The following is a 20,753-nucleotide window of genomic DNA, read 5'->3' as shown; positions in this document are numbered from 1 at the left end:
GAGAGAAAGGGGATGCAGCGATGGTCACACCGGCATACGGTTCTGGAGCATTGCCATCGGTATGGCAGCCTGAGAACCTGCAAGAACTCCAAGCGTTAAGAAGTAGACTCAAGGAGATATGTTGTTTTACGGCAGGCGGAACATTGCTGCGAACCCAATGGGAGGGCGGCTTGGTTCCAGCGCCTGAACACATGATTAGCCTGGCTTGTATTCCTGAAATGAGTGATATATCAAATCGTGGAGATGAGATAGTCATTGGCGCAATGACCCGATTAAAGGAATGTGCTTCACAAGCGTTGCTGCATCAACTGCCGATCTTGCAAGAAGCGGTGAATGCAATTGCTGCCCCTTCCATTCGTAATGTGGCAACCATTGGCGGAAATATTGTGTCCGGAGTAGGCGATACGCTGCCTGCTTTGCTTGTATATGATGCGAAGCTGCACTGGTTGACGGACAGCGGAATTGAGATCCGCAGTGTGTCTTCCTGGCTTCAGGGTGGACGGGATGGCAGCCGTAATCCAGGGGATGTATTAATCTCGATTCATATCCCGATGAGACCGTCCTCTCTGCTTAATGTGGACAGTGGGCATAGGCCTGCTGTACGAGAAGTTTCCTTTTACCGCAAGTTGGGTCGACGGGAGACGTTCAGTGCATCGCTGGTGACGGTTGCGTTGTATGGAGAGATTGATTCGGATAACCGCTGGACCAAGATTGCGATTGCTGCGGGCGGGGGTTCAGGCATGGCGATGCGACTTCTGGAGTCGGAACAACAGCTTCTTGGTAGTGAAGCTACTGTCATGCAAGCGGCGACTCTTGCAACTGCTGTGGCTGCCGAATTTACGACTTATGGCGATACATTTGCAACAGAACATTATCGCAAACAGACCGCAGGCAATATGCTTGGCGCTGGGCTATGGGAGGCACTTCACGAATAAATGAATGGGATCAAGCAAAGGGGGAGAGGGATCATGCTGCTGAATCGGAAACAGAGCGGGAAACGCTGGCACTTGCGGCCAGATGGGGCACCCAAAGTTACAGGCCAGCTTCAATATCTGACGGATATGACGCTACCTGACATGATTCATGGCAGAGTATTGCGAAGCGAATATCCTTATGCTCGCATATTGTCTATAGATACTTCGGAAGCTGAGGCGTTGGATGGCGTCTATGTGGTTCTGACTTCCAAAGATGTACCTGGTCTGAATCGTTTTGGCATAGCGACCCCGGATCAGCCTGTGTTCTGCGAGGATATTGTACGTTATGTTGGGGATGCCATAGCAGCAGTTGCTGCGGATTCTCCGGAACGTGCGGCACTTGCGCTGGATGCGATTCGCGTAGAGTATGAGGAACTCGCTCCACTGAATAGTACAGACGCTGCCTTGGCTCCCGGAGCACCAGAGTTGCATGAGCATGGTCCAGGTAATGTGCTGCATCGCACGGAGATCAAACGTGGAGATACCGAGCAAGCTTTTGCCACTTGTGATCATATCGTGACTGAGACGTATTATACGCCTCGCCAGATGCATGCTTACATGGAGACAGAAGGTGGCCTGTTTGTCCCGGATGAAGAGGGAAGGCTGAATGTATACGCGGCAACGCAACATGGCTATAAAGACCGGATGCAGCTTGCGCGTATTATTGGCTGTCCTGAAGAAGATATTCGGGTGGTGTCTTCACCGATTGGTGGTTCATTTGGCGGAAAAGATGAACTCAACGTACAGCCCTATGGTGCATTACTGGCCTTGAGATGCGGGCGTCCTGTGAAAATGCATAATTCACGTAAAGAATCCGTGCGTGCAGGGTTGAAACGGCACCCAATGAAGATTGAAATGAAGACCGGTATGAGCCAGGAAGGTATCATCCAAGCGCATCGTGTCCGTATTACAGCAGATACGGGAGCGTATGCCACATTGGGTGCACCGGTGCTGAATTTCTGTACCGAGCATTGTCTAGGACCATACGCCATCCCTCATGTGGATGTGGAAGGTGTGTCTGTGTATACGAATAACGGGCTGTCAGGTGAGTTTCGCGGATTTGGCGGGAACCAGGCGATTTTTGCCATGGAAGGCCAGATGGATCGGCTTGCGGATATCATGAACATGGACCCTTGGGAGTTCCGCAGACGTAATATGAGGGAAAAGAATGATCCCGGCCCGCTGAATCAACGCATTCTGGTCACGGATGGACTGTCCCAAGTATGGGAGGCATTGGATCGCTCCGAACTGTGGCAAAAACATCAGCAACCCCCGGCAGATCCTTCTCTGCCGCCATGGATCAAGCGTGGAGTCGGAGCAGCCATCGCCATGCACGGTGCAGGGCTGGGATACGGGATTCCGGACCCTGCGGGAGGCCGTCTGTCCCTGAATAACGAAGGAAAGATTGAGGTGGCGTTCAGCTACGAGGAATTCGGTCAAGGGCTCATTGCAACGCTGGAAATTATGTTATGTGATCTATTCCTATGCAGTACATCGGATCTCAGTATCATCATTGGAGATACGGATCGTGTGCCACACAGCGGATCAAGTACAGCTTCACGTTCAACAACGATGGCATGGATGGCTCTTCAACGACTGCAGACTCCATTTCGTTCCCGTGTTCTCGCTGTCGCGTCTGAAATGTCCGGCGTTCCGGCAGATGAACTGGTGACAGGGCCTGGTGGTATATGGCGTAAAGGCCAGCTTCCTGCCGAAAGTTCAGAAGCGGAAACACCAGAAAAGGCTGAAAGAATTGAAGTGGCTGAGATCGTTGCTGAAGGGACTGGAAGTACTCAAATTGCTGAAAGTTATTTAGGTGCATCTCAATACTTGGCGAAAGAGGAAGCCCCTTCAGGCTTAGTTATCTCGTATGCTGAACTCGCGATGCAGAGTGAAGCCGATGAATGGATTTTCGATACAAAGTTTGATTACCCAACTACGCCAGACAATGTGGTAGGCGGGCATTATTTGTATACGTATGCGGCGGTTGCGGCAGAGGTGGAAGTAAATACTTTGACCGGAGAAACCAAGCTTCTTGATACACGCCATGTTGTTGCGGCAGGCCCGGTGATCAACCCTATGGGCTTTATCGGACAGATTGAAGGCGGCAGTGTCATGGCACTTGGATTCACGTTGACCGAGGATGCGGTCATGCAGGACAGCCGTTATGTAACCACTAATCTCGATACGTATCTGATCCCAACCATTCAGGATATTCATACCAATCTGGAGGTTGAAGCTATTGAAGACTTGCCCGAAGGTGATTCATTCGGCCCTAGGGGGATCGGTGAGATTGGCTCCGTAGCGCTTGCGCCGGCCATTACAGCCGCAATTCACCAGGCGACAGGTGTATGGGTTAACCGTCTTCCTGTACCGAGGGAACAACTGGTCAGACCTTTAAATGTACCTTTGCAGGAAGGAGTGAGCCCATCATGAGTAAACCACTTGAGAATCACTGGACAGCCGTTGTGAATGGTGAAGAGAAACATCTGGAGATCGCGCAAACGACCCGACTTGTCGATGTGCTTCGGACTCATTTGCAACTAACGGGTACCAAAGTATCCTGCGAAGTTGGTCGCTGCGGCGCATGTATGGTTCTGATGGATGGAGAGCCCGTAAACTCCTGTCTTGTCATGGCTTATCAATGTGCAGGCAGTAACATTACGACCATTGAAGGCCTGCACGGCGAGGAGAAAGGCACTCTGCATCCGATCCAACAAGCTTTTGTGGAGGAAGGTGGCTTCCAGTGCGGCTACTGTACTCCGGGCATGGTGATCTCAACCAAGGCATTACTGGATGCACATCCTGAGCCTTCTCAAGAACAGATTGAATCGGGATTGTGCGGGAATCTGTGTCGTTGTACCGGCTACGGTGGCATTATTCGGGCGGTACGCAAGGCAGGGAACGTTGTGCGGTAAAGGAAACATCAGCCGAGGAAACCGTTTGTTGAACCGGGACGCAGGACGTGGACATAAAAACAAGGAGAATTGAAGAATCATTCATTGAAAAAGCATCCGATCCAGGAATGCTTTTTTTTGTTTTTGTAGATTTTCTGCCAAGTACATTCATCTAACAGGAGATGAAGTTTAGGCCTGAAACTGGTTAGATAATGAACCGTTTTCGAATTGTCTTCAATATTGGTGGAACGATGGAAAAATGGCGTTCAAAGTACTGGTACAAAAGAATTTCAAACATTCTCATTCACCATATATTTACAAAAATTGATGCGCATGCTATGTTTAAAATGAAAGCGCCATCATGAATGGGTTCATTGACATTTCATTATCATATTTCACTTGGGAAGGAAGATGGAATTGATGAAAAATTTGCTCAAAAAGGCAACCGCAATGATGCTGGCATTGGCCCTACTGATTGGATTAATGACAGCGCCCGTTCATGCAGACACACCATTGTTCACCATCGAAAGCGAAGATGCGCAGCTCACCCCGGATCTTCAAGTGGTTACTTCAATCTATGGGCAACCCAAGCCCGGATTCTCAGGGGCCGGATTTGTCTGGATGCAGAACTCTGGCACATTAACCTTCACAGTTACTGTCCCGGAAACCGGCATGTACGCAATCTCCACACGATATATGCAGGAGCTCAGTGCAGATGGCAGGTCACAAAATTTAATCGTCAATGGTGTTACGAAAGGGGCGTACATGCTGCCTTACACGACAACATGGTCAGACTTCGATTTTGGCTTTCACAAGTTGAATCAGGGTGCCAACACGATTGAGCTGAAGGCTGGCTGGGGCTTCGCGTATTTTGATACTTTTACAGTGGATCATGCTGATCTGGATCCCCTGAATGTGCAGCCAGTTCTCACTGATCCTGAAGCTACACCGGAAACTCAAATTTTGATGAATTATTTAACGGAGGTATACGGAAACAACATTATTTCTGGTCAACAAGAGATCTATGGAGGAGGGAATGACGGAGATACAGAGCTTGAATTCGAATGGATTCATGATCTGACTGGAAAGTATCCGGCAATCCGAGGCTTTGATCTGATGAACTATAATCCGTTGTATGGTTGGGAGGACGGTACAACCGATCGCATGATTGATTGGGTGAATAACCGTGAAGGTATTGCAACAGCTTCCTGGCATATCAATGTGCCTCGTAATTTCAATACGTATGAGCTCGGGGACTTTGTGGATTGGAAAGAGGCTACCTACAAGCCAACAGAAACGAATTTTAATACAGCCAATGCGGTAATTCCCGGTACGAAAGAGTATCAATACGTGATGATGACCATTGAGGATCTGGCAGAACAACTGTTAATTTTGCAGGACAACAACGTGCCGGTTCTGTTCCGTCCATATCATGAAGCAGAAGGCAACGGCGGACTGAACGGGGAAGGTGCATGGTTCTGGTGGGCTTCGGCAGGCGCAGAAGTGTACAAAGAGCTATGGGATCTGCTTTATACCGAATTGACCGAGACGTATGGCTTGCATAATCTGATCTGGACATACAACAGCTACGTATACAGCACTTCTCCTGCCTGGTATCCGGGTGATGATCAGGTAGATCTGGTGGGATATGATAAATACAATACGATCTACAACCGTTATGACGGTTTGTCTGGCGTACCGAATGAGGATGCGATTACCTCGATTTTCTATAAGCTTGTTGAGTTGACAGGTGGTACGAAAATGGTAGCCATGACGGAGAACGACACGATTCCAAGCGTGAAAAATCTGACCGAGGAGAAATCAGGATGGCTGTACTTCTGCCCTTGGTATGGCGAGCATCTGATGAGTTCAGCTTTTAATTACCCGGCAACATTGAAAACGCTTTATCAAAGTGATTATGTCATTACGTTGGATGAGCTGCCAAATCTAAAGGTTAACAATCCCAACCCCAGTGCATCCATCACACCTGGAAACGTTGAATTTGACAAATACACACCCAATCAAAGCGACAAAACCGTAACCGTGAATGCAAACGGCAATATGCTAATTGCTCTCCGGGCAGGCAACAATGCATTGACCGCAACGACAGACTATACCTTGAACGGAAGCACATTGCTGTTGAAAAAAGCTTATCTGGCAACCCTGCCAGTTGGTGAGCATTCGATTGTTCTGGATTTTAATCAAGGTCAGGACCCTGTGTTAAAAATCAAAATTGTGGATTCAACACCGAGTACCAATGCTGTGATTTCTCCTGTGAATGCAACATTTGATAAAGCAACGAATCCCGCACAGGATATTTCCGTATCTCTCACCTTAAACGGCCGTCAGCTTACAAGCATCACAAAGGAGAATGTTACACTTGTAGCGGGTCAGAATTATACAGCATCCAGCTCTGCTGTTGTTCTGAACAAATCCTATCTTGCCACGCTTCCGCTGGGCCAGAACGTATTGACCTTTCACTTCAATGGAGGAAATGACGCTGTGCTAACGGTGAACGTCGTAGACAGCACGGTTATTGTGCCAGCAGGGGATTTGACGATTCAAGCATTTAACGGCAACACAAGTGCATCCACCAACGGCGTCTCACCCAAGTTCAAATTGGTCAACTCAGGTAATTCGGCTATTCCGTTAAGTGATGTAAAACTCCGGTATTACTATACAATTGACGGGGAAGATGCTCAGAGTTTCTGGTCCGACTGGGCCAGTATGGGCAGTGCGAATGTAACGAGTCAATTTGTTAAACTGGCGACTCCAGTTGCCGGAGCGGATCATTATCTTGAAGTGGGCTTTACAAGTGCGGCGGGATCACTGAATGCGGGCCAGAGCGCAGAGGTTCAAGCACGCTTTTCCAAAAACAATTGGTCGAATTACACACAGACTAACGATTACTCGTTCAAGGCATCCGGTAGTCAGTTCGCAAACCACGATAAGGTTACCGGGTATGTGAACGGTCAGCTGGTATGGGGAATTGAGCCCTAAGGAATAATGAACTGTTGATGGGCTGGATCAGGGGTTAAACCTCTGATCCAGCCTTTTTATGGTGTAGAAGGTGTACACCGATTATACGGAATGTTCTTTTTCACTTCTAGTATGTGACGATGTGTCCATGTCTGTTAATATGCGATCTATTATCCTTTTCGTATGGCCCATGATTAACTGAAGAAGCACACCTGCACAACATACGGTTATCAACGTTCCAAGCCCGATCGGTCCACTGAGCAGAAACGCCAGAATTAAAAATACAAGGTAAATGAATGTTCTCGATACAAATAAGGGAGTTCGAGTGATTTCATGCAAGATTAATGTTAAGCGGTCAATCGGAATGGGTGCAAAATTGGTCTGTAAATAAATTGCCGTGCCGATACTTATGATCACTAAACCAATGACAAAAGTCATTAATTTGCTGTACCAAACTTCGGGTGTGATCAAGGAATCAGATACATAAAGCCAGATATCAATCCCCACACCAGTAATGAATGCGGTGATGAGCCCCAGAAACTCGGGTTTTTGCTGCTTCAAAAGCGAATTACATCCAATTAATAGGAAAGCAATGATGACCTCCCAGCTACCTACACTAAGCCCTACATGATGTGACAGCCCTACCAGAAGTGCATCAAACGGAGAGGTACCCAGTTCAGATTGGATGGTAAGGGAAATGCCAAGTGTTAAGATTAGAATACCTGCGACAAAAAGTACATATTTCAATTCATTCGACCTCTTTTTTAGAAATTATGTTGCAAATACAACAAAATTGAGCTAAATTCAATGTAACCCTTTTTTAGTACATTTGCAACAAACGATTAACTTGTTAAAGGAATGTGAATATAGATGACGATTCGTATAGAGATATGTACCATTGAACATGTATGTGAACTGCAGGAGATTAGTTATGAGACGTTTAATGAAACGTTTAAAGCGCAAAATTCACCCGAAAATATGAAAGCTTATCTGGAAAAGGCGTTTAATCGGGAGCAATTGGAAACGGAACTGTCCGTTGCGGGTTCACAATTTCTTTTTATTTATGTCAACCATAAAGTGGCAGGGTACATGAAGGTAAATATCAATGATGCTCAGTCTGAGAAGATGGGCGTGGAATCCCTTGAGATCGAGCGGGTGTACATCAAGAAAGAGTTCCAAAAACATGGCCTTGGTAAAGTGCTACTCCATAAAGCCATAGAGATGGCAACAGAACATCACAAAACGAATATTTGGTTAGGCGTGTGGGAGAAAAATGAAAATGCCATCGCATTTTATGAAAAGATGGGGTTTGTACAGACAGGTGCCCATGCTTTTTACATGGGAGATGAGGAACAGATTGATTTTATAATGACCAAAACGCTACTGTAACTGGATCATTGAGGGAAAAGCTTGGGAGAAACATGCTATTAAGCAGAATTCTTTCGGGCTTTTTTATGTTTTATCAGAACCGTTGAGCCATAAAATGAAGAAATTGATGAAGAATAATACATAATAAATATTATGTAAACTTATTATTTTCGATGCCCCTCATAAGCTGCATCTATGGCTTTAGCAAAAGTTAAAGTCCTGATTAATACATAATTGACTGTATAAATTAGCTCAATAACCGTCAAGGGAGCAGGCTGATCTCAAGGATTATCATTGCAGTTTATTAGTTTATTTCTGCGTTTGGGCCGCCAGTCGAAAATCGTTTTCGTTTGTAGGCTATTAGATAGCGTTACGTTCTTAATAATCAGTATATAAGTTGTATATACCTCATGTTAAAAGAACTTTTTGCACATGAAACGGACGTGTTAATCCACGATGTTGAATTATTTAGTTTTAGAGCAGAAAATGGAAAATAAAATTAATATTTCAAGTAATAAATCAGGAGGATTGGACTCTTAAAACCAGCCGAAAAAAAAGTGAAATTGATCAAAATATTAATTGGATAAATAAGGTATAAATCGTTCGAAAGGCGCTACTACGCCTTTTATAGATCAATTTCATATGGATTTGCGATGGATTTAGTACCGCTTTCACGTTATGCTTTTGGAAATTGGAAAGGAAGTGGGAAAAATGGAACGCGAACTGGCGTTGGAAATTGTCAGAGTAACAGAATTGGCTGCGTTAGCTTCAGCACCCTGGATGGGACGAGGCGACAAGAACAGTGCAGATGAAGCGGCTACTTTGGCCATGCGCGCCATGTTCGATTCCGTGTCCATTCGCGGCACGGTGGTAATCGGTGAAGGAGAAATGGATGAAGCACCCATGTTGTACATCGGCGAGGAAGTGGGCAACGCTGAGGGGCCTGAGGTTGACGTGGCTGTAGACCCGCTCGAAGGTACAGAAATCGTAGCCAAAGGACTAAACAACGCTCTATCGGTTATTGCAGTGGCGGGAAAAGGTAACCTGCTCCACGCACCGGACATGTATATGGAGAAACTGGCGGTAGGGCCTGCACTTGTAGGCAAAGTTAGCATTGAAGACCCGGTTGAAGTCACACTGGAGAAAGCCGCTGCCGCATTGAACAAAAACATCTCGGATCTCACTGTGATGATTCTGGATCGTGTACGACATGAGAGTACAATTAAGACCCTGCGCAAGGTTGGCGTGCGGATCAAGTTCCTCAGTGACGGTGATGTTGCGGGTGCGATGGCACCGGCCTTCCCCGAGGCGGGTATTGATCTCTATGTCGGATCTGGAGGAGCGCCAGAAGGTGTGCTGGCTGCCGCAGCGCTATCTTGCCTTGGGGGTGAGATTCAAGGGCGCCTGATGCCTGCCAACGCGGACGAATTCCAGCGCTGCCTGCAGATGGGGATTGATAATCCTTACAAAGTGTTAACGATGCAGGATATGATCGGTACGGAGGACGTCATTTTTGCCGCAACAGGTGTGACACCAGGTGAGATCTTGGGAGGGGTACGGTATCTTGCGGATGATCGTGCCGAGACGGATTCGATTGTTATGCGTGCCAAAACCAAAACAATTCGGTTTATTCGTTCCCAACACTTCCTTCCTAACAAAGAAGTTCTGCACAAAGTAAGACAGCTCCAATCCACGCCAGAACCCTCGGATCGCATTCCGAGTCATGTGAAAACAATGGAACAGGCTGAATTTAGTCAATCCTCCGTTGATCTTGGCGTTACAACGACGTTATGAGCTGCACTCCCCATAATTGAACAAATAGGATCAACTGAAATCGTTTTATTGAGTTTGATAAGTAACTTGAACCCCTAAGATTACAGGTGCTTGAATCATTGAAAGTACCATCTCTGGTAAGATAATAATGAGGGCTTGGATTAATCCAAACCCTCATTATTTTTTTGTGTTAAAAGCATTGACAACGGTTACACGGCATGAGAAAATGTACGCGCGTACATAAATATTGATTTTTAATTATTACATCTTTAATAGGTGAGCTAGAAAGGGGTGAAGTTCATGGCATCTCGTAAAGAAGTGGCTGATCTTGCGGGTGTTTCCGAGGCGACGGTCTCCCGGGTGCTTAATGGGGTAGGTCCTATTAAAGAAGAGACACGCCGCAAGGTTCTTGAAGCTTCCGAACAGTTAGGCTATGTGCCCAGCGCTCTTGCTCGCAGTTTTGCCAGAAGTAAAAGCGGGAACCTTGGCGTGGTATTACCTTATGTTCCGAAGGCGCATTTGTTCTCGGCGTATTTTTTCTCGGAAATGCTGAGTGGGATTGGAAGTAAAGCCAGAGACAATGGCATGGACCTGTTGGTTATGTTCCGGACACCCGGTGAAGTGATGAATTATACGGATCTGTTCCGGCGGCAGAAAGTGGACGCCTGCATTATCCTTGGTGCCCGAGATGATCATGAAGAACTGGCGGCCATGCAGCAGCTTCACCAGGAAGGACACCCGTTCTGTGTCATGAATCAGCATTTTGAGGGCCAATCGTTCACGGAAGTGGATGCGGATCATGTGGAAGGAAGCAGGCTTGCCATACGTCATCTTACGGATCAGGGATATCGCAAAATCGCTTTTCTCAATGGTCCGGACAGCTATTCCAACAGCCAGGAGCGAATGGAAGGTGTCCGTCTTGGCCTGCTAGAAGCAGGTATGGAGCTGGACCCGAGTCTATTGCTTGAGGGGAATTATAGTAGACGAAGTGGCATTGAGGCGGCAGCGATTGTAGCAGATCGGCTACATGAGATTGATGCTGTATTTGCGGCCAATGACCGGATGGCTATTGGGGTCATGCATGGTTTGCGTGAGCGGGGAATCCGGGTGGAGGATTTTCCGGGATTTGTGGGTTATGACGACTCCGATGCCGCCGAGATGGCGGTTCCGCCGCTGAGCAGCGTCAGGGTTCCATTTTTTGAAATGGGTGAACTTGCAGCATCGAAGCTTATGCATGGGTCTGTGGGTGACACACATAAAGCGAATAACTCTGTTGTAGCGGTAACCGAATCAGCGAGAGCGTTGTTGCCTACCGAACTGATCATCCGTGCTTCTTCTATCCGTCAATAGTTTATTGGTACACATATTGAAAGACTTTTTATTATTCCAAAGGAGGAAATGACCATGTCAAATCGTCTTCGTGTCGGAATGGTTGGATACAAGTTTATGGGGAAGGCCCACAGTAATGCCTATCGCAGTCTGCCGATGTTTTTCCCGTCTGCCCCGCTGCAGCCTGAGATGTCTGTGATCTGTGGACGTAACGAGCAGGGAGTGCAGGAGGCTGCAAGTCAGTTCGGCTGGTCCGAAAGTGTAACGGATTGGCGCGAACTGGTGAAGCGGGATGATATCGATCTGATTGATATTAACGCGCCAAGTGATGCCCACAAGGAAATTGCGCTGGAAGCCGCCCGTCAGGGCAAACATCTGTTTTGTGAGAAACCACTGGCCCTGTCGCTTGCGGATTCGCGTGAGATGCTTCAGGCAGCAGAGGATGCTGGAGTAGCCCATATGGTCGGGTTCAATTATCGTTTCTCACCAGCGGTGCAGTTGGCCAAAGATCTGGTGGAGAGTGGACGATTGGGTAAAATCTATCATTTCCGTGCTTTTTTCCTGCAGGACTGGATCATGGACCCTTCGTTCCCGCTGGTATGGCGTTTGCAAAAAGAAGTGGCTGGCTCTGGTTCCCATGGGGATCTGGGCGCACACTTAATCGATCTGGCTCGTTTCCTCGTTGGTGAATTCCAGGAAGTCATCGGCATGAGCGAAACCTTCATCAAAGAACGACCACTTGCAGCCGAGATGACCGGACTGAGTGCAAAGGGCAGTTCGAATGCGGATGCACCCAAAGGAGAAGTGACCGTCGACGACGCTACGCTGTTCCTGGCACGATTCGCAGGAGGTGCGCTGGGCAGCTTCGAGGCTACACGTTTTGCAGCGGGGCATCGGAGTACAAACTCGTTTGAGATTAACGGCAGTCTCGGCAGTGTACGATTTGATTTTGAACGGATGAATGAACTGGAAGTGTATTTTACAAAGGATGAAGAGGACGTACAGGGATTCCGCCGTGTACTGGCAACCGATCCGGCACATAAATATGCTGAAGCTTGGTGGCCTGCCGGACATACGATTGGATTCGAGCACACGTTCACCCATGAAATGCTGGAGCTGGTGACAGCGATCTCTGAAGGACGACAACCATCACCGAGTTTCCACGATGGGGTCGCTTGTCAGGCTGTACTGGAAGCGGTAGAACGTTCGGTAACAGAACGGCGCTGGGTGACGCTTGAAGAGATGTGAGCAAGCAAGACAGTGACGTCAGAAATAAGGTTGAACACAACTAAACTAGGCGAAAGCGAGTGAATAAACGATGAGTAAAGCACTGATTGTATGGGGCGGCTGGGATGGACATGAACCGGAGCAGGTAGCAGCGATTTTTGAACGTATTTTGAAGGAAGAGCAGTTCGAGGTTGAAGTCTCAAATACGTTGGAGTCTTATGCGGATGCAGAGAAGCTGATGGGTCTGGATCTGATCGTGCCGTTGTGGACAATGGGACAGATTGAGCAAGAACTCGTCAATAACGTATCAGCGGCTGTTCAGAGCGGTGTGGGCTTGGCTGGTCTTCATGGCGGGATGTGTGATGCCTTCCGAAATAACGTAGACTGGCAGTTTATGACGGGTGGACAATGGGTTGCTCATCCAGGCAATGATGGTGTGGAGTACATGGTAAACATGAAGCGTGGCTCTAGCCCGTTATTGGATCATATTGAAGATTTTCAGGTAAAAAGTGAACAGTACTACCTGCACGTAGACCCGGCAGTGGAAGTGTTGGCAACAACTCGTTTCCCAGTGGTGACTGGTCCGCATGCGGCGAATGGCCCCGTAGATATGCCTGTTGTCTGGACGAAAAGATGGGGCGCAGGACGGGTATTCTACAACTCACTGGGACACCATGCAGACATTGTAGACATGAAACCCGTGACTGAAATGATGCGCAGTGGATTCAAATGGACAGCAGCAGGCAAAGAACTTGCCAAGAGTCGAGTAAGTTCAGCAACCGAAGTGTACACAGGTATGGCGGACAACCAGAACTAATGAGATTGTAGTTTGATTGCAAACGTAACTTCAGTGTTAACCATTCATCCTCAATGGATAAACCATTTCTGATCCACGGCGAAGGGAGCCACAGGCATGAAAACAATGAAAGTAGGCATTATTGGCTGCGGTAAAATCAGCGGTATTTATATGGAAAACTGTCACCGGTTCGAGGTGCTGGAACTTGTTGCTGTTGCGGATCTTGATCGGAAACGTGCCGAAGAGCAGGCTGCTGCCTATAACGTGCCTAACGTATACAGCGTCGACGAAATCTTGGCTGATCCCGAGATTGAGCTGATCATCAACCTGACCATTCCTTCCGTTCATGCGGATGTATGCTTGCGGGCACTTGAATCTGGTAAACATGTTTATGTAGAAAAACCACTCGCTGTTACCCGTGAAGAAGGGCAGGCCGTGCTCGAAACAGCAAAGCGTAAAGGATTACTTGTGGGTTGTGCACCAGAAACGTTCTTCGGTTCGGGTATCCAGACTTCACTTCAATTGGTGGAGGAAGGGGTCATCGGCAAACCGGTGGCGGCGACCGCATTTATGATGAGCCGTGGTCATGAGCACTGGCATCCCGATCCGGAGTTTTATTACGCCTCTGGTGGTGGACCAATGTTTGACATGGGTCCGTACTATCTCACGGCATTGGTTCAACTGATGGGCCCGATCAAGTCGATTGCGGGTATGACAGGTAAAGCGATGGAAGAGCGCACGATTACGAGTGAGAAAAAGAGAGGCCAGACGGTTCCCGTCGAAATTCCAACTCACGTTACCGGTCTGTTACAGTTTGAACAGGGGGCTATTGGCACACTGATTACGAGTTTTGACGTATTTGGCGGAAGTACATTGCCACCGATTGAGATATATGGCACGCACGGTACATTACAGGTGCCTGACCCCAATACCTTTGGCGGTCCCGTTCGTTACCGTTTGTTAGGTGAGCATGAATGGACGGAAGTTCCGCTTCTCCCAGGGTATCAGGAAAATACACGCGGGATTGGTGTGGCAGATATGGCCTATGCAGCTAATAGCGGACGTGCACACCGGGCAAGTGGGGAACTGGCATACCATGTTCTTGAGGCCATGTGGGCATTCCATGATTCATCAGATGAACAGACATTCTACCAGATGAAAAGTTCATGTCAGCGCCCGGCTGCGTTGCCGGTGGACCTGCCATTGTATACATTGGATAAATAAGATAGCCATCATGGCTTATGTCATGATAAATAGCCCCTTTTCCTTTGAACAAGGAAAGGGGCTATTTTTTATTAAATCAAAAAAATTGGGATAAACAGCGATTGGAAGGTTGTTCTGTCATCGGAATGACCAGTGTAAATATTCTTTAGTTCAACTTATATAACCAATTAAGGCTCAAATCCCGCCTGACTGATCCAGATTTCATCCTCGGCAAAATAGTCTTTCATCCGCTGAACCACAGTCTGATACGCATCTGGATGATACCAATGTTCCATCCCTACTTGCTGATAGAGCGACTCCATACCGAGTCGACGGGTGCGCTTGCCCTCGCTACCATCACCCATGAAATAATCGTCAATGCATACACGCTGAACCAGAGGTCTCAAGATGGCTGCAAACTGTTCACTGCTGGGTAATACGGGAGCAATCGCAACCTGCGTGGGTATTCCGGCATCCCGCAACTGTTCCAATGCATGTAATCGGCCTGCAATCGGGGGAGCGGAAGGACTGAAATGCTTGCGCATATCGTCCAGATCCGTCTCCACCGTCATGCTGACCCGAACCCGGTCACCTAACTTCTGTAGCAGATCTATATCTCGGGTAACGAGTGGGCTGCGGGTTTGGACTAATACAAAATCGGGCGGATGCTGCACCATCGTTTCAAGCAATGAACGCGTGATACACTCCTTGTATTCGGCGGGTTGATACGGGTCTGTACTGGATGACATGAACAGAGTGACTTTCCCTTTCATTAAGGCACGCTGCAATTCTTTGGCGAATATTCGAGAAGCCTCCTGTTTCACATCCACCCAACTCCCCCAATCCTCTTTGCGAAATAAGGAGACAGGCATCTGTCTGACATAACAATAGGAACAACCAAAGGCGCAGCCTGTGTAAGGATTCAGTGTATGTGTATATCCATGAAGGAACCCTGTCCCCTTGTTGAGTAACGTTTTGGGTACTTTGTAAGTAAGATTCGTCTTCATAAGTTCTCATGCCTTTCGCGGTAGTGTGCAGGTGTGAGACCTGTGTGTTTGCGAAATACAGTAATGAAATAAGCTGAGTTAGGTATACCGACATGGCGGCCAATCTCGGTGACGGTGTGTCTGGTATGTTCAAGCAGCTTCCGGGCTTCGGTGATTCGTTTTTCCTGTATATATTGAACCGGTGTGCGGCCTGTAATTCGCTTGAACACACGATGCAGATGATATGGACTGCCATGACTTACAGTGGCAAGGACATCCAAGGTTAGAGGTTCGGCGTAATGATGTTCGATGTAATCCGTGATTCCGTATATCCACTCCTGATCAGGTACCCGCTCGCCTGTTGGTTTACAACGTTTGCAGGGTCTGAACTTTCGCGCCAATGCTTCTTCAACATGTTGAAATATCAGCACATTTTCAGCTTTGGGTGCTCTGGACTTACAGGAAGGTCGGCAAAAGATCCCCGTTGTCTGCACACCGTAAAAGAACGTTCCATCATAAGAATTATCGTTGTGGATGATGGCATGCCAGTATTTTTCATCTATAGATTCGGGCAGTATGCGATCTTGATCTGGACTTTCCACGGTAATCACCTCATCTCTAATTATACCCCTGATTCCAAGGGATTGACGAAGTTTCAACTTAAAAAGCAAGATATCAATATCTGGGATAAAGTACCTTCCTTCAATCTGAACGAAATATGAGCTACAATATACAGGATGGTATAAAGGTTATATAGGTTCAACTAAACTTTTTACACGAGAACGGAGAGGACAGAAATAACGTGAAGAAGCGAAGCGTTCGCCTTTATCCCCGGATTTTCCCTTTGAAGAAGGGAATTAAAAAAAAAATCTGGGGATAACAGCGATCGGAAGGTTATTCTGTCATCGGAGTAGTAAGTGTAAATATTCTTTAGTTGAACTCATATAGAACTCAAATGAAATTTATAGATGAAAGAGGTAGGTAAGCATGGTTCGTTTTGGCGTAGTGGGTACCAACTGGATTACAGAAAGGCTTCTTGAAGCCGCAGCACAGGTTGAAGGTTTTAAATTAACCGCCGTGTATTCAAGAACTGAAGATAAGGCTAATGCATTCGCAGATAAATATGATGTTGAACACCGCTTCACCGATCTGGAAGAGTTGGCGGCAAGTGATGTGATTGATGCAGTCTACATTGCAACACCGAATACGGTTCATGCAGAGCAGGCTGAGCTTTTTCTGAGAAACGGTAAACACGTATTGTGCGAGAAACCTCTGGCTGCAAATAGCGCCGAAGTTCGGAGTATTATCGATACAGCACGAGAACATCAGGTTCTGCTCATGGAAGCGATGAAATCTACTCTTGTTCCCCAGTTCAAAATGGTGCAGTCTAACCTGCATAAAATCGGTCCTGTCCGCAAATACGTAGCAGGATACTCTCAGTATTCTTCGCGTTACGACAAGTACAAAGAAGGCATCGTCCTGAACGCGTTCAAACCTGAACTCGCTAATGGGGCGTTAATGGATCTCGGTGTGTATTGTCTCTATCCATTGATTACATTGTTCGGTGCACCTAACCGGGTTCAGTCCCAAGCGATGATGCTGGAATCCGGCGTGGATGGACAAGGCAGTGTGCTGCTGGACTATGATGGGATGGATGCGGTCGTTACATACTCCAAAATCTCCAACTCTCATCTACCAAGCGAAATTATGGGGGAACTGGGCAGCATCATCATTGACAAGATTGGTTCACCGGAACATGCAGAGATACGATACAATGACGGTACGGTGGAGCAGCTCACAGTCGAACAAAACCATCCGGCGATGTATTATGAAGTGGAGGAGTTCGTGAATCTGGTTCAGGAAGGCAAAAAGGAATCTGATATGAACACGTATGAACGCTCTTATGTTACGATGCAGGTCATGGATCAGATTCGGCAGCAGATTGGGCTTGTGTTCCCTAACGATTGATTCAAGCGCAGGAAAGGAAGCTGAGACGAGATGAGTAGAGATGAGCAGAGCAACAGTAGAGAGCGTCAGAAGAACAGCCGAGAAGATCAGGAGTTCAATGATTCTGGTGGTTTGAAACTGAAACAAATTGTTTTCATAGGAAGAACCTTCGAGGAATATATGAAGATGTTCAACCTGACTGTGGAGGATCTTACAGGCAAGTCCATTCTGGATTGTCCAGGTGGAGCGTGTTCGTTCAGTAGCCAGGCGCGCAAGTTGGGTGCTAATCCCGTGGCCGTGGATATGGCCTACAAATACGAGATCGAGGAGCTTGAAGTAAAGGGATTTCAGGACATTGAGCATACGATGAAACAGATGGAACCGGTGCAAGGCATATATGTGTGGGATCAATTTGGATCAATCCAGGGGTTAAAGGAAGAGCGAACTCGTGCCATTACAGATTGCGTCGCAGATATGAGAATGTTTCCTGACCGTTATGTGGCGTCTGTGCTCCCGGATCTACCCTTTGCGGATGAACAATTCGATCTGACGTTATCCGCCCATTTCCTGTTTACGTATGCGGATCGATTGGATGTTGATTTTCATCTTGCAACCGTGATGGAACTACTGCGTGTGAGCAAACGAGAAGTTCGCATTTTTCCAACAGTTGATCTGTCTGGCGAACGTTACAAACACATGGATGAATTAAAATTAATACTCGAAGAGCGTGGGTGCACGGTATCCGAAGAACCAACTTCATATGAGTTTCAACGGAATGCTCACACCATGCTTCAAATTGTTAAACATAATTGAACAAGATAGGAGGTTTTTTGGATGAATAAAGTTCTTATACTTGGGGGTACACGTTTTTTTGGTAAACGTCTGGTGGATCACTTGCTGTGGGAAGGGAAGTCTCAGATCACAGTCGCAACTCGTGGTAAAACGGATGTTGACTTCGGACCCGAAGTAAACCGAATCAAGATGGATCGTGAAGACCCGGAATCTCTGGCAGAGGTTGCGCAGACAGACATGTGGGATGTTGTGTACGACAATATCTGTTATTCACCGGATGCAGCGAAAGCGGCATGTGAAGCTTTTGCAGGTCGCACCAAAAGATACGTTCTGACATCCACACTCTCGGTGTACGGTGATCCCAGACCTGGATTTAAGGAAACGGATTTTGACCCGTATACATATCCATTACAGTATGGGAGTGCGGCGGATTTTTCGTATGGAGAAGGCAAACGGCTTGCGGAGGCTGTATTTTTCCAGGAAGCGGATTTCCCGGTTGTGGCGATGCGCATTCCAATTGTTCTCGGAATTGATGATTATACGAGAAGACTTCATTTTCATATTGAACATGTGCAAAAAGGAAAACCGATTGGCATGCCAAATCCGGATGCGGAGATTGGATTTATCAATTCCACCGAAGCGGCAAGATTTCTCGCTTGGCTTGGACATTCGTCCATTACTGGTCCGGTGAATGCAGCTTCCAAGGGTGCGATTACGCTGTCAGCCATGATACATCTGATCGAGACAGTCACGGGTATGCAGTCCCAGATCCTCACGGAAACCGTAAAAGAGGACATGTCCCCCTTCGGAATTGAGCAATCATGGACGATGGAGACAACCAAGGCAGAACAAGCGGGGTATACGTTCGAACCTCTGATGGACTGGTTCCCGGGACTCGTTCGTGAGGTCGCTCTTGCATTACAGTCGGAGCGGTAGAATATCGGCTTGGATGGAACCAAAATGAAATTGAATGAACCTGACGAACCAATCGGTCCAGACGAACGGGTCATTCTAACGAATGAACATCAAACAGGGTGCAACCAGAGCGTAATCTCCGGTGCACCCTGTTTATGTTGTACATTTTTCGAATTTGAACGGGACCTAATCTAGATAAGTGGGACTAATCATTTACACGATAATATTTAGTCAACTCACGCGCTTAACTCTATTCTTGCTCACGTGGAGCAGTAGCTGAAGCACGTATGCGCAATTCTGACGGTAAAATGACGGTTTGGGCTTGGGAAGGAGCCTTGCCCTCAATCCGGTCAATCAGCATCTGTACTCCCTGAAACCCAAATTCATATGCGGGCTGTGCAGCTACGGTCAGGAAAGGATCGAAGGCCGAAGCCAGATCCAGATCGTCGAAGCACACAACAGAGATGTCTTCTGGCACACGCAGTCCCCTTTTACGCAAAAGCCGAATGACCCCAATCGCCAGCATGTTGTTGGCTGCAAAAATGGCTGTTGGTTGCTCCGGTTGAGAGAGTAGTCGATCCAGTCCCTCGTCATCACTGAAATCCCGGTACCCGGTTCGAAGCACAAGCTCGGGATCGATATCAGCTCCGACCTCACGCAAACCCGCTATATAACCTTCCTCCCGCAGTCTGGCGGTAGAAACCTCCGAAGAACCATTGACCAGTGCAATGCGCCGGTGCCCCAATTGCACCAGGTAGCGGATCAGCTCAATCGCGCCTTCCCGGCTATCTCCGGCAATCATATCTGACGTAATGCCAGGTACGGTGCGGTCCAGAAAGACAAACGGAATGTGACGTTCCTGCAGCTGTTTCAGATGAGGAAGAGAACGATCCCCCGCAGGGGCATAGAGTACACCATCCACACGAGTAGACAGAATCGCATCAACGTAATCCTTTTCCTTCTTGTAATCCTCGTCACTATTGCCGAATAAAAGACGGTACCCACGAAGATGGGCTGCATCTTCAGCACCACGGGCCAGTGTTGTATAAAAAGGGTTGGTAATATCCGTAATGAGCAGGGAGAGCATCTGGGTTCGTTGAAGCACAAGGCTGCGTGCATTGGAGTTCGGGATGTAACCCAGTTCGTCGATCACCTGTTGCACACGTTCACGTGTCGCGGAACTTATGCGGCCTGTATGATTAATGACCTTGGAGACCGTCATGGCGGAGACGTTGGCTTTTTTGGCAATATCGTAAATGGTAATCATTAGAATCTAACCTTTCCGCAACATAGTCTTACCATTCTATAGGATAATGCCAATTGACAGCAAGATAGGCGCATGCTATGTTAGGGTTACCGATAACCCTAAAGGGTTCTAAACGTATTTACTACATAAACCATTTCGTTGAATTCGCTCATGCACGTTCCATTTTCTGAATAGAGGAACTACATACATAGCTAATTGATGAAGTGGTTTATTGTTATTTTTAAAAACATGTAAACGCATTCAACACTCAAGTAGAGCTCTTGATAATCTGTGTATGTAGCTCTTGTGTGCCACTCGGGT

At 47.4% G+C, this 20,753-nt stretch carries 17 protein-coding genes; 13 read left to right on the top strand and 4 right to left on the bottom strand.

All coding sequences use genetic code 11. The annotated features are described in order from the left end of the window. Window positions 1-20 precede the first annotated feature (20 nt). From QNO02_RS17065 to QNO02_RS17050, 4 genes are all read left to right on the top strand, one after another. Window positions 21-935: an FAD binding domain-containing protein gene (locus QNO02_RS17065; protein WP_289389455.1), complete on the top strand. Its 915-nt coding sequence runs from the start codon at window positions 21-23 to the stop codon at window positions 933-935. A 33-nt stretch (window positions 936-968) separates the two neighbouring features. After that, window positions 969-3,410: a molybdopterin cofactor-binding domain-containing protein gene (locus QNO02_RS17060; RefSeq protein ID WP_289389453.1), complete on the top strand. Its 2,442-nt coding sequence runs from the start codon at window positions 969-971 to the stop codon at window positions 3,408-3,410. Next, on the top strand, window positions 3,407-3,892 hold the full coding sequence (locus QNO02_RS17055; protein WP_091029552.1) for a (2Fe-2S)-binding protein: 486 nt from the start codon (window positions 3,407-3,409) through the stop codon (window positions 3,890-3,892). Before QNO02_RS17060 ends, QNO02_RS17055 begins: the two co-directional genes overlap by 4 nt. A 399-nt stretch (window positions 3,893-4,291) precedes the next feature. Further along, on the top strand, window positions 4,292-6,871 hold the full coding sequence (locus QNO02_RS17050) for a cellulose binding domain-containing protein (RefSeq protein WP_289389450.1): 2,580 nt from the start codon (window positions 4,292-4,294) through the stop codon (window positions 6,869-6,871). Between the two features lie 81 nt (window positions 6,872-6,952). Here QNO02_RS17050 and QNO02_RS17045 read toward each other — a convergent pair whose 3' ends face one another. Then, window positions 6,953-7,597, bottom strand: a complete 645-nt coding sequence (locus tag QNO02_RS17045) for a YczE/YyaS/YitT family protein (protein WP_133385130.1) — start codon at window positions 7,595-7,597, stop codon at window positions 6,953-6,955. A 123-nt stretch (window positions 7,598-7,720) separates the two neighbouring features. Between QNO02_RS17045 and paiA the strand changes: the two genes are divergently transcribed. The 6 genes from paiA (at window position 7,721) to QNO02_RS17015 (ending at window position 14,567) form a co-directional block, all read left to right on the top strand. Further along, the gene (paiA, locus tag QNO02_RS17040; RefSeq protein ID WP_133385129.1) at window positions 7,721-8,239 is read left to right on the top strand and encodes a spermidine/spermine N(1)-acetyltransferase; all 519 of its coding nucleotides are present in this window, start codon (window positions 7,721-7,723) and stop codon (window positions 8,237-8,239) included. A 690-nt stretch (window positions 8,240-8,929) separates the two neighbouring features. Continuing rightward, complete coding sequence (gene glpX / locus QNO02_RS17035) at window positions 8,930-10,012, top strand: class II fructose-bisphosphatase (RefSeq protein WP_091029562.1); 1,083 nt, start codon at window positions 8,930-8,932, stop codon at window positions 10,010-10,012. A 279-nt stretch (window positions 10,013-10,291) separates the two neighbouring features. After that, entirely contained in the window at window positions 10,292-11,341 is a 1,050-nt protein-coding gene (locus QNO02_RS17030) for a LacI family DNA-binding transcriptional regulator (RefSeq protein WP_289389448.1), read from the top strand. Window positions 11,342-11,395: 54 nt separating this feature from the next. Beyond that, window positions 11,396-12,568: a Gfo/Idh/MocA family protein gene (locus QNO02_RS17025; RefSeq protein WP_076217227.1), complete on the top strand. Its 1,173-nt coding sequence runs from the start codon at window positions 11,396-11,398 to the stop codon at window positions 12,566-12,568. 70 nt (window positions 12,569-12,638) lie between these two features. Next, window positions 12,639-13,364, top strand: a complete 726-nt coding sequence (locus tag QNO02_RS17020) for a ThuA domain-containing protein (RefSeq protein WP_076217226.1) — start codon at window positions 12,639-12,641, stop codon at window positions 13,362-13,364. A 96-nt stretch (window positions 13,365-13,460) separates the two neighbouring features. Then, window positions 13,461-14,567: a Gfo/Idh/MocA family protein gene (locus tag QNO02_RS17015; protein ID WP_133385126.1), complete on the top strand. Its 1,107-nt coding sequence runs from the start codon at window positions 13,461-13,463 to the stop codon at window positions 14,565-14,567. A 167-nt stretch (window positions 14,568-14,734) separates the two neighbouring features. On the opposite strand, the gene QNO02_RS17010 is transcribed toward QNO02_RS17015, so the two are convergent. Next, a complete protein-coding gene (locus QNO02_RS17010; RefSeq protein ID WP_289389439.1) occupies window positions 14,735-15,553 on the bottom strand; it encodes an SPL family radical SAM protein in 819 nt (272 codons plus the stop codon). Continuing rightward, window positions 15,550-16,134 (bottom strand): bifunctional transcriptional activator/DNA repair enzyme AdaA, encoded by a 585-nt coding sequence (locus QNO02_RS17005; protein ID WP_289389438.1) that lies wholly within the window; start codon window positions 16,132-16,134, stop codon window positions 15,550-15,552. Before QNO02_RS17005 ends, QNO02_RS17010 begins: the two co-directional genes overlap by 4 nt. A 385-nt stretch (window positions 16,135-16,519) precedes the next feature. Between QNO02_RS17005 and QNO02_RS17000 the strand changes: the two genes are divergently transcribed. The 3 genes from QNO02_RS17000 to QNO02_RS16990 are packed head-to-tail and all read left to right on the top strand — an operon-like array spanning window position 16,520 to window position 19,207. Next, on the top strand, window positions 16,520-17,500 hold the full coding sequence (locus tag QNO02_RS17000) for a Gfo/Idh/MocA family protein (protein WP_289389437.1): 981 nt from the start codon (window positions 16,520-16,522) through the stop codon (window positions 17,498-17,500). 30 nt (window positions 17,501-17,530) lie between these two features. Next, window positions 17,531-18,292 (top strand): SAM-dependent methyltransferase, encoded by a 762-nt coding sequence (locus QNO02_RS16995; protein ID WP_289389436.1) that lies wholly within the window; start codon window positions 17,531-17,533, stop codon window positions 18,290-18,292. A 21-nt stretch (window positions 18,293-18,313) separates the two neighbouring features. Beyond that, window positions 18,314-19,207 carry an NAD-dependent epimerase/dehydratase family protein gene (locus tag QNO02_RS16990; RefSeq protein WP_124115166.1) on the top strand — a complete coding sequence of 298 codons (894 nt, stop codon included), beginning with the start codon at window positions 18,314-18,316 and terminating at the stop codon, window positions 19,205-19,207. Window positions 19,208-19,436: 229 nt separating this feature from the next. Here the strand turns inward: QNO02_RS16990 and QNO02_RS16985 are convergent, their stop codons facing one another. Continuing rightward, complete coding sequence (locus QNO02_RS16985) at window positions 19,437-20,453, bottom strand: LacI family DNA-binding transcriptional regulator (RefSeq protein ID WP_289389433.1); 1,017 nt, start codon at window positions 20,451-20,453, stop codon at window positions 19,437-19,439. Window positions 20,454-20,753: the final 300 nt, after the last annotated feature.

Origin of the sequence: Paenibacillus sp. PK1-4R, from assembly GCF_030369595.1 — a bacterium.
Lineage (GTDB): Bacteria > Bacillota > Bacilli > Paenibacillales > Paenibacillaceae > Paenibacillus.
The sequence above is the reverse complement of the archived record's forward strand: the minus strand, read 5'-3'. Positions and strand labels throughout refer to the sequence as shown.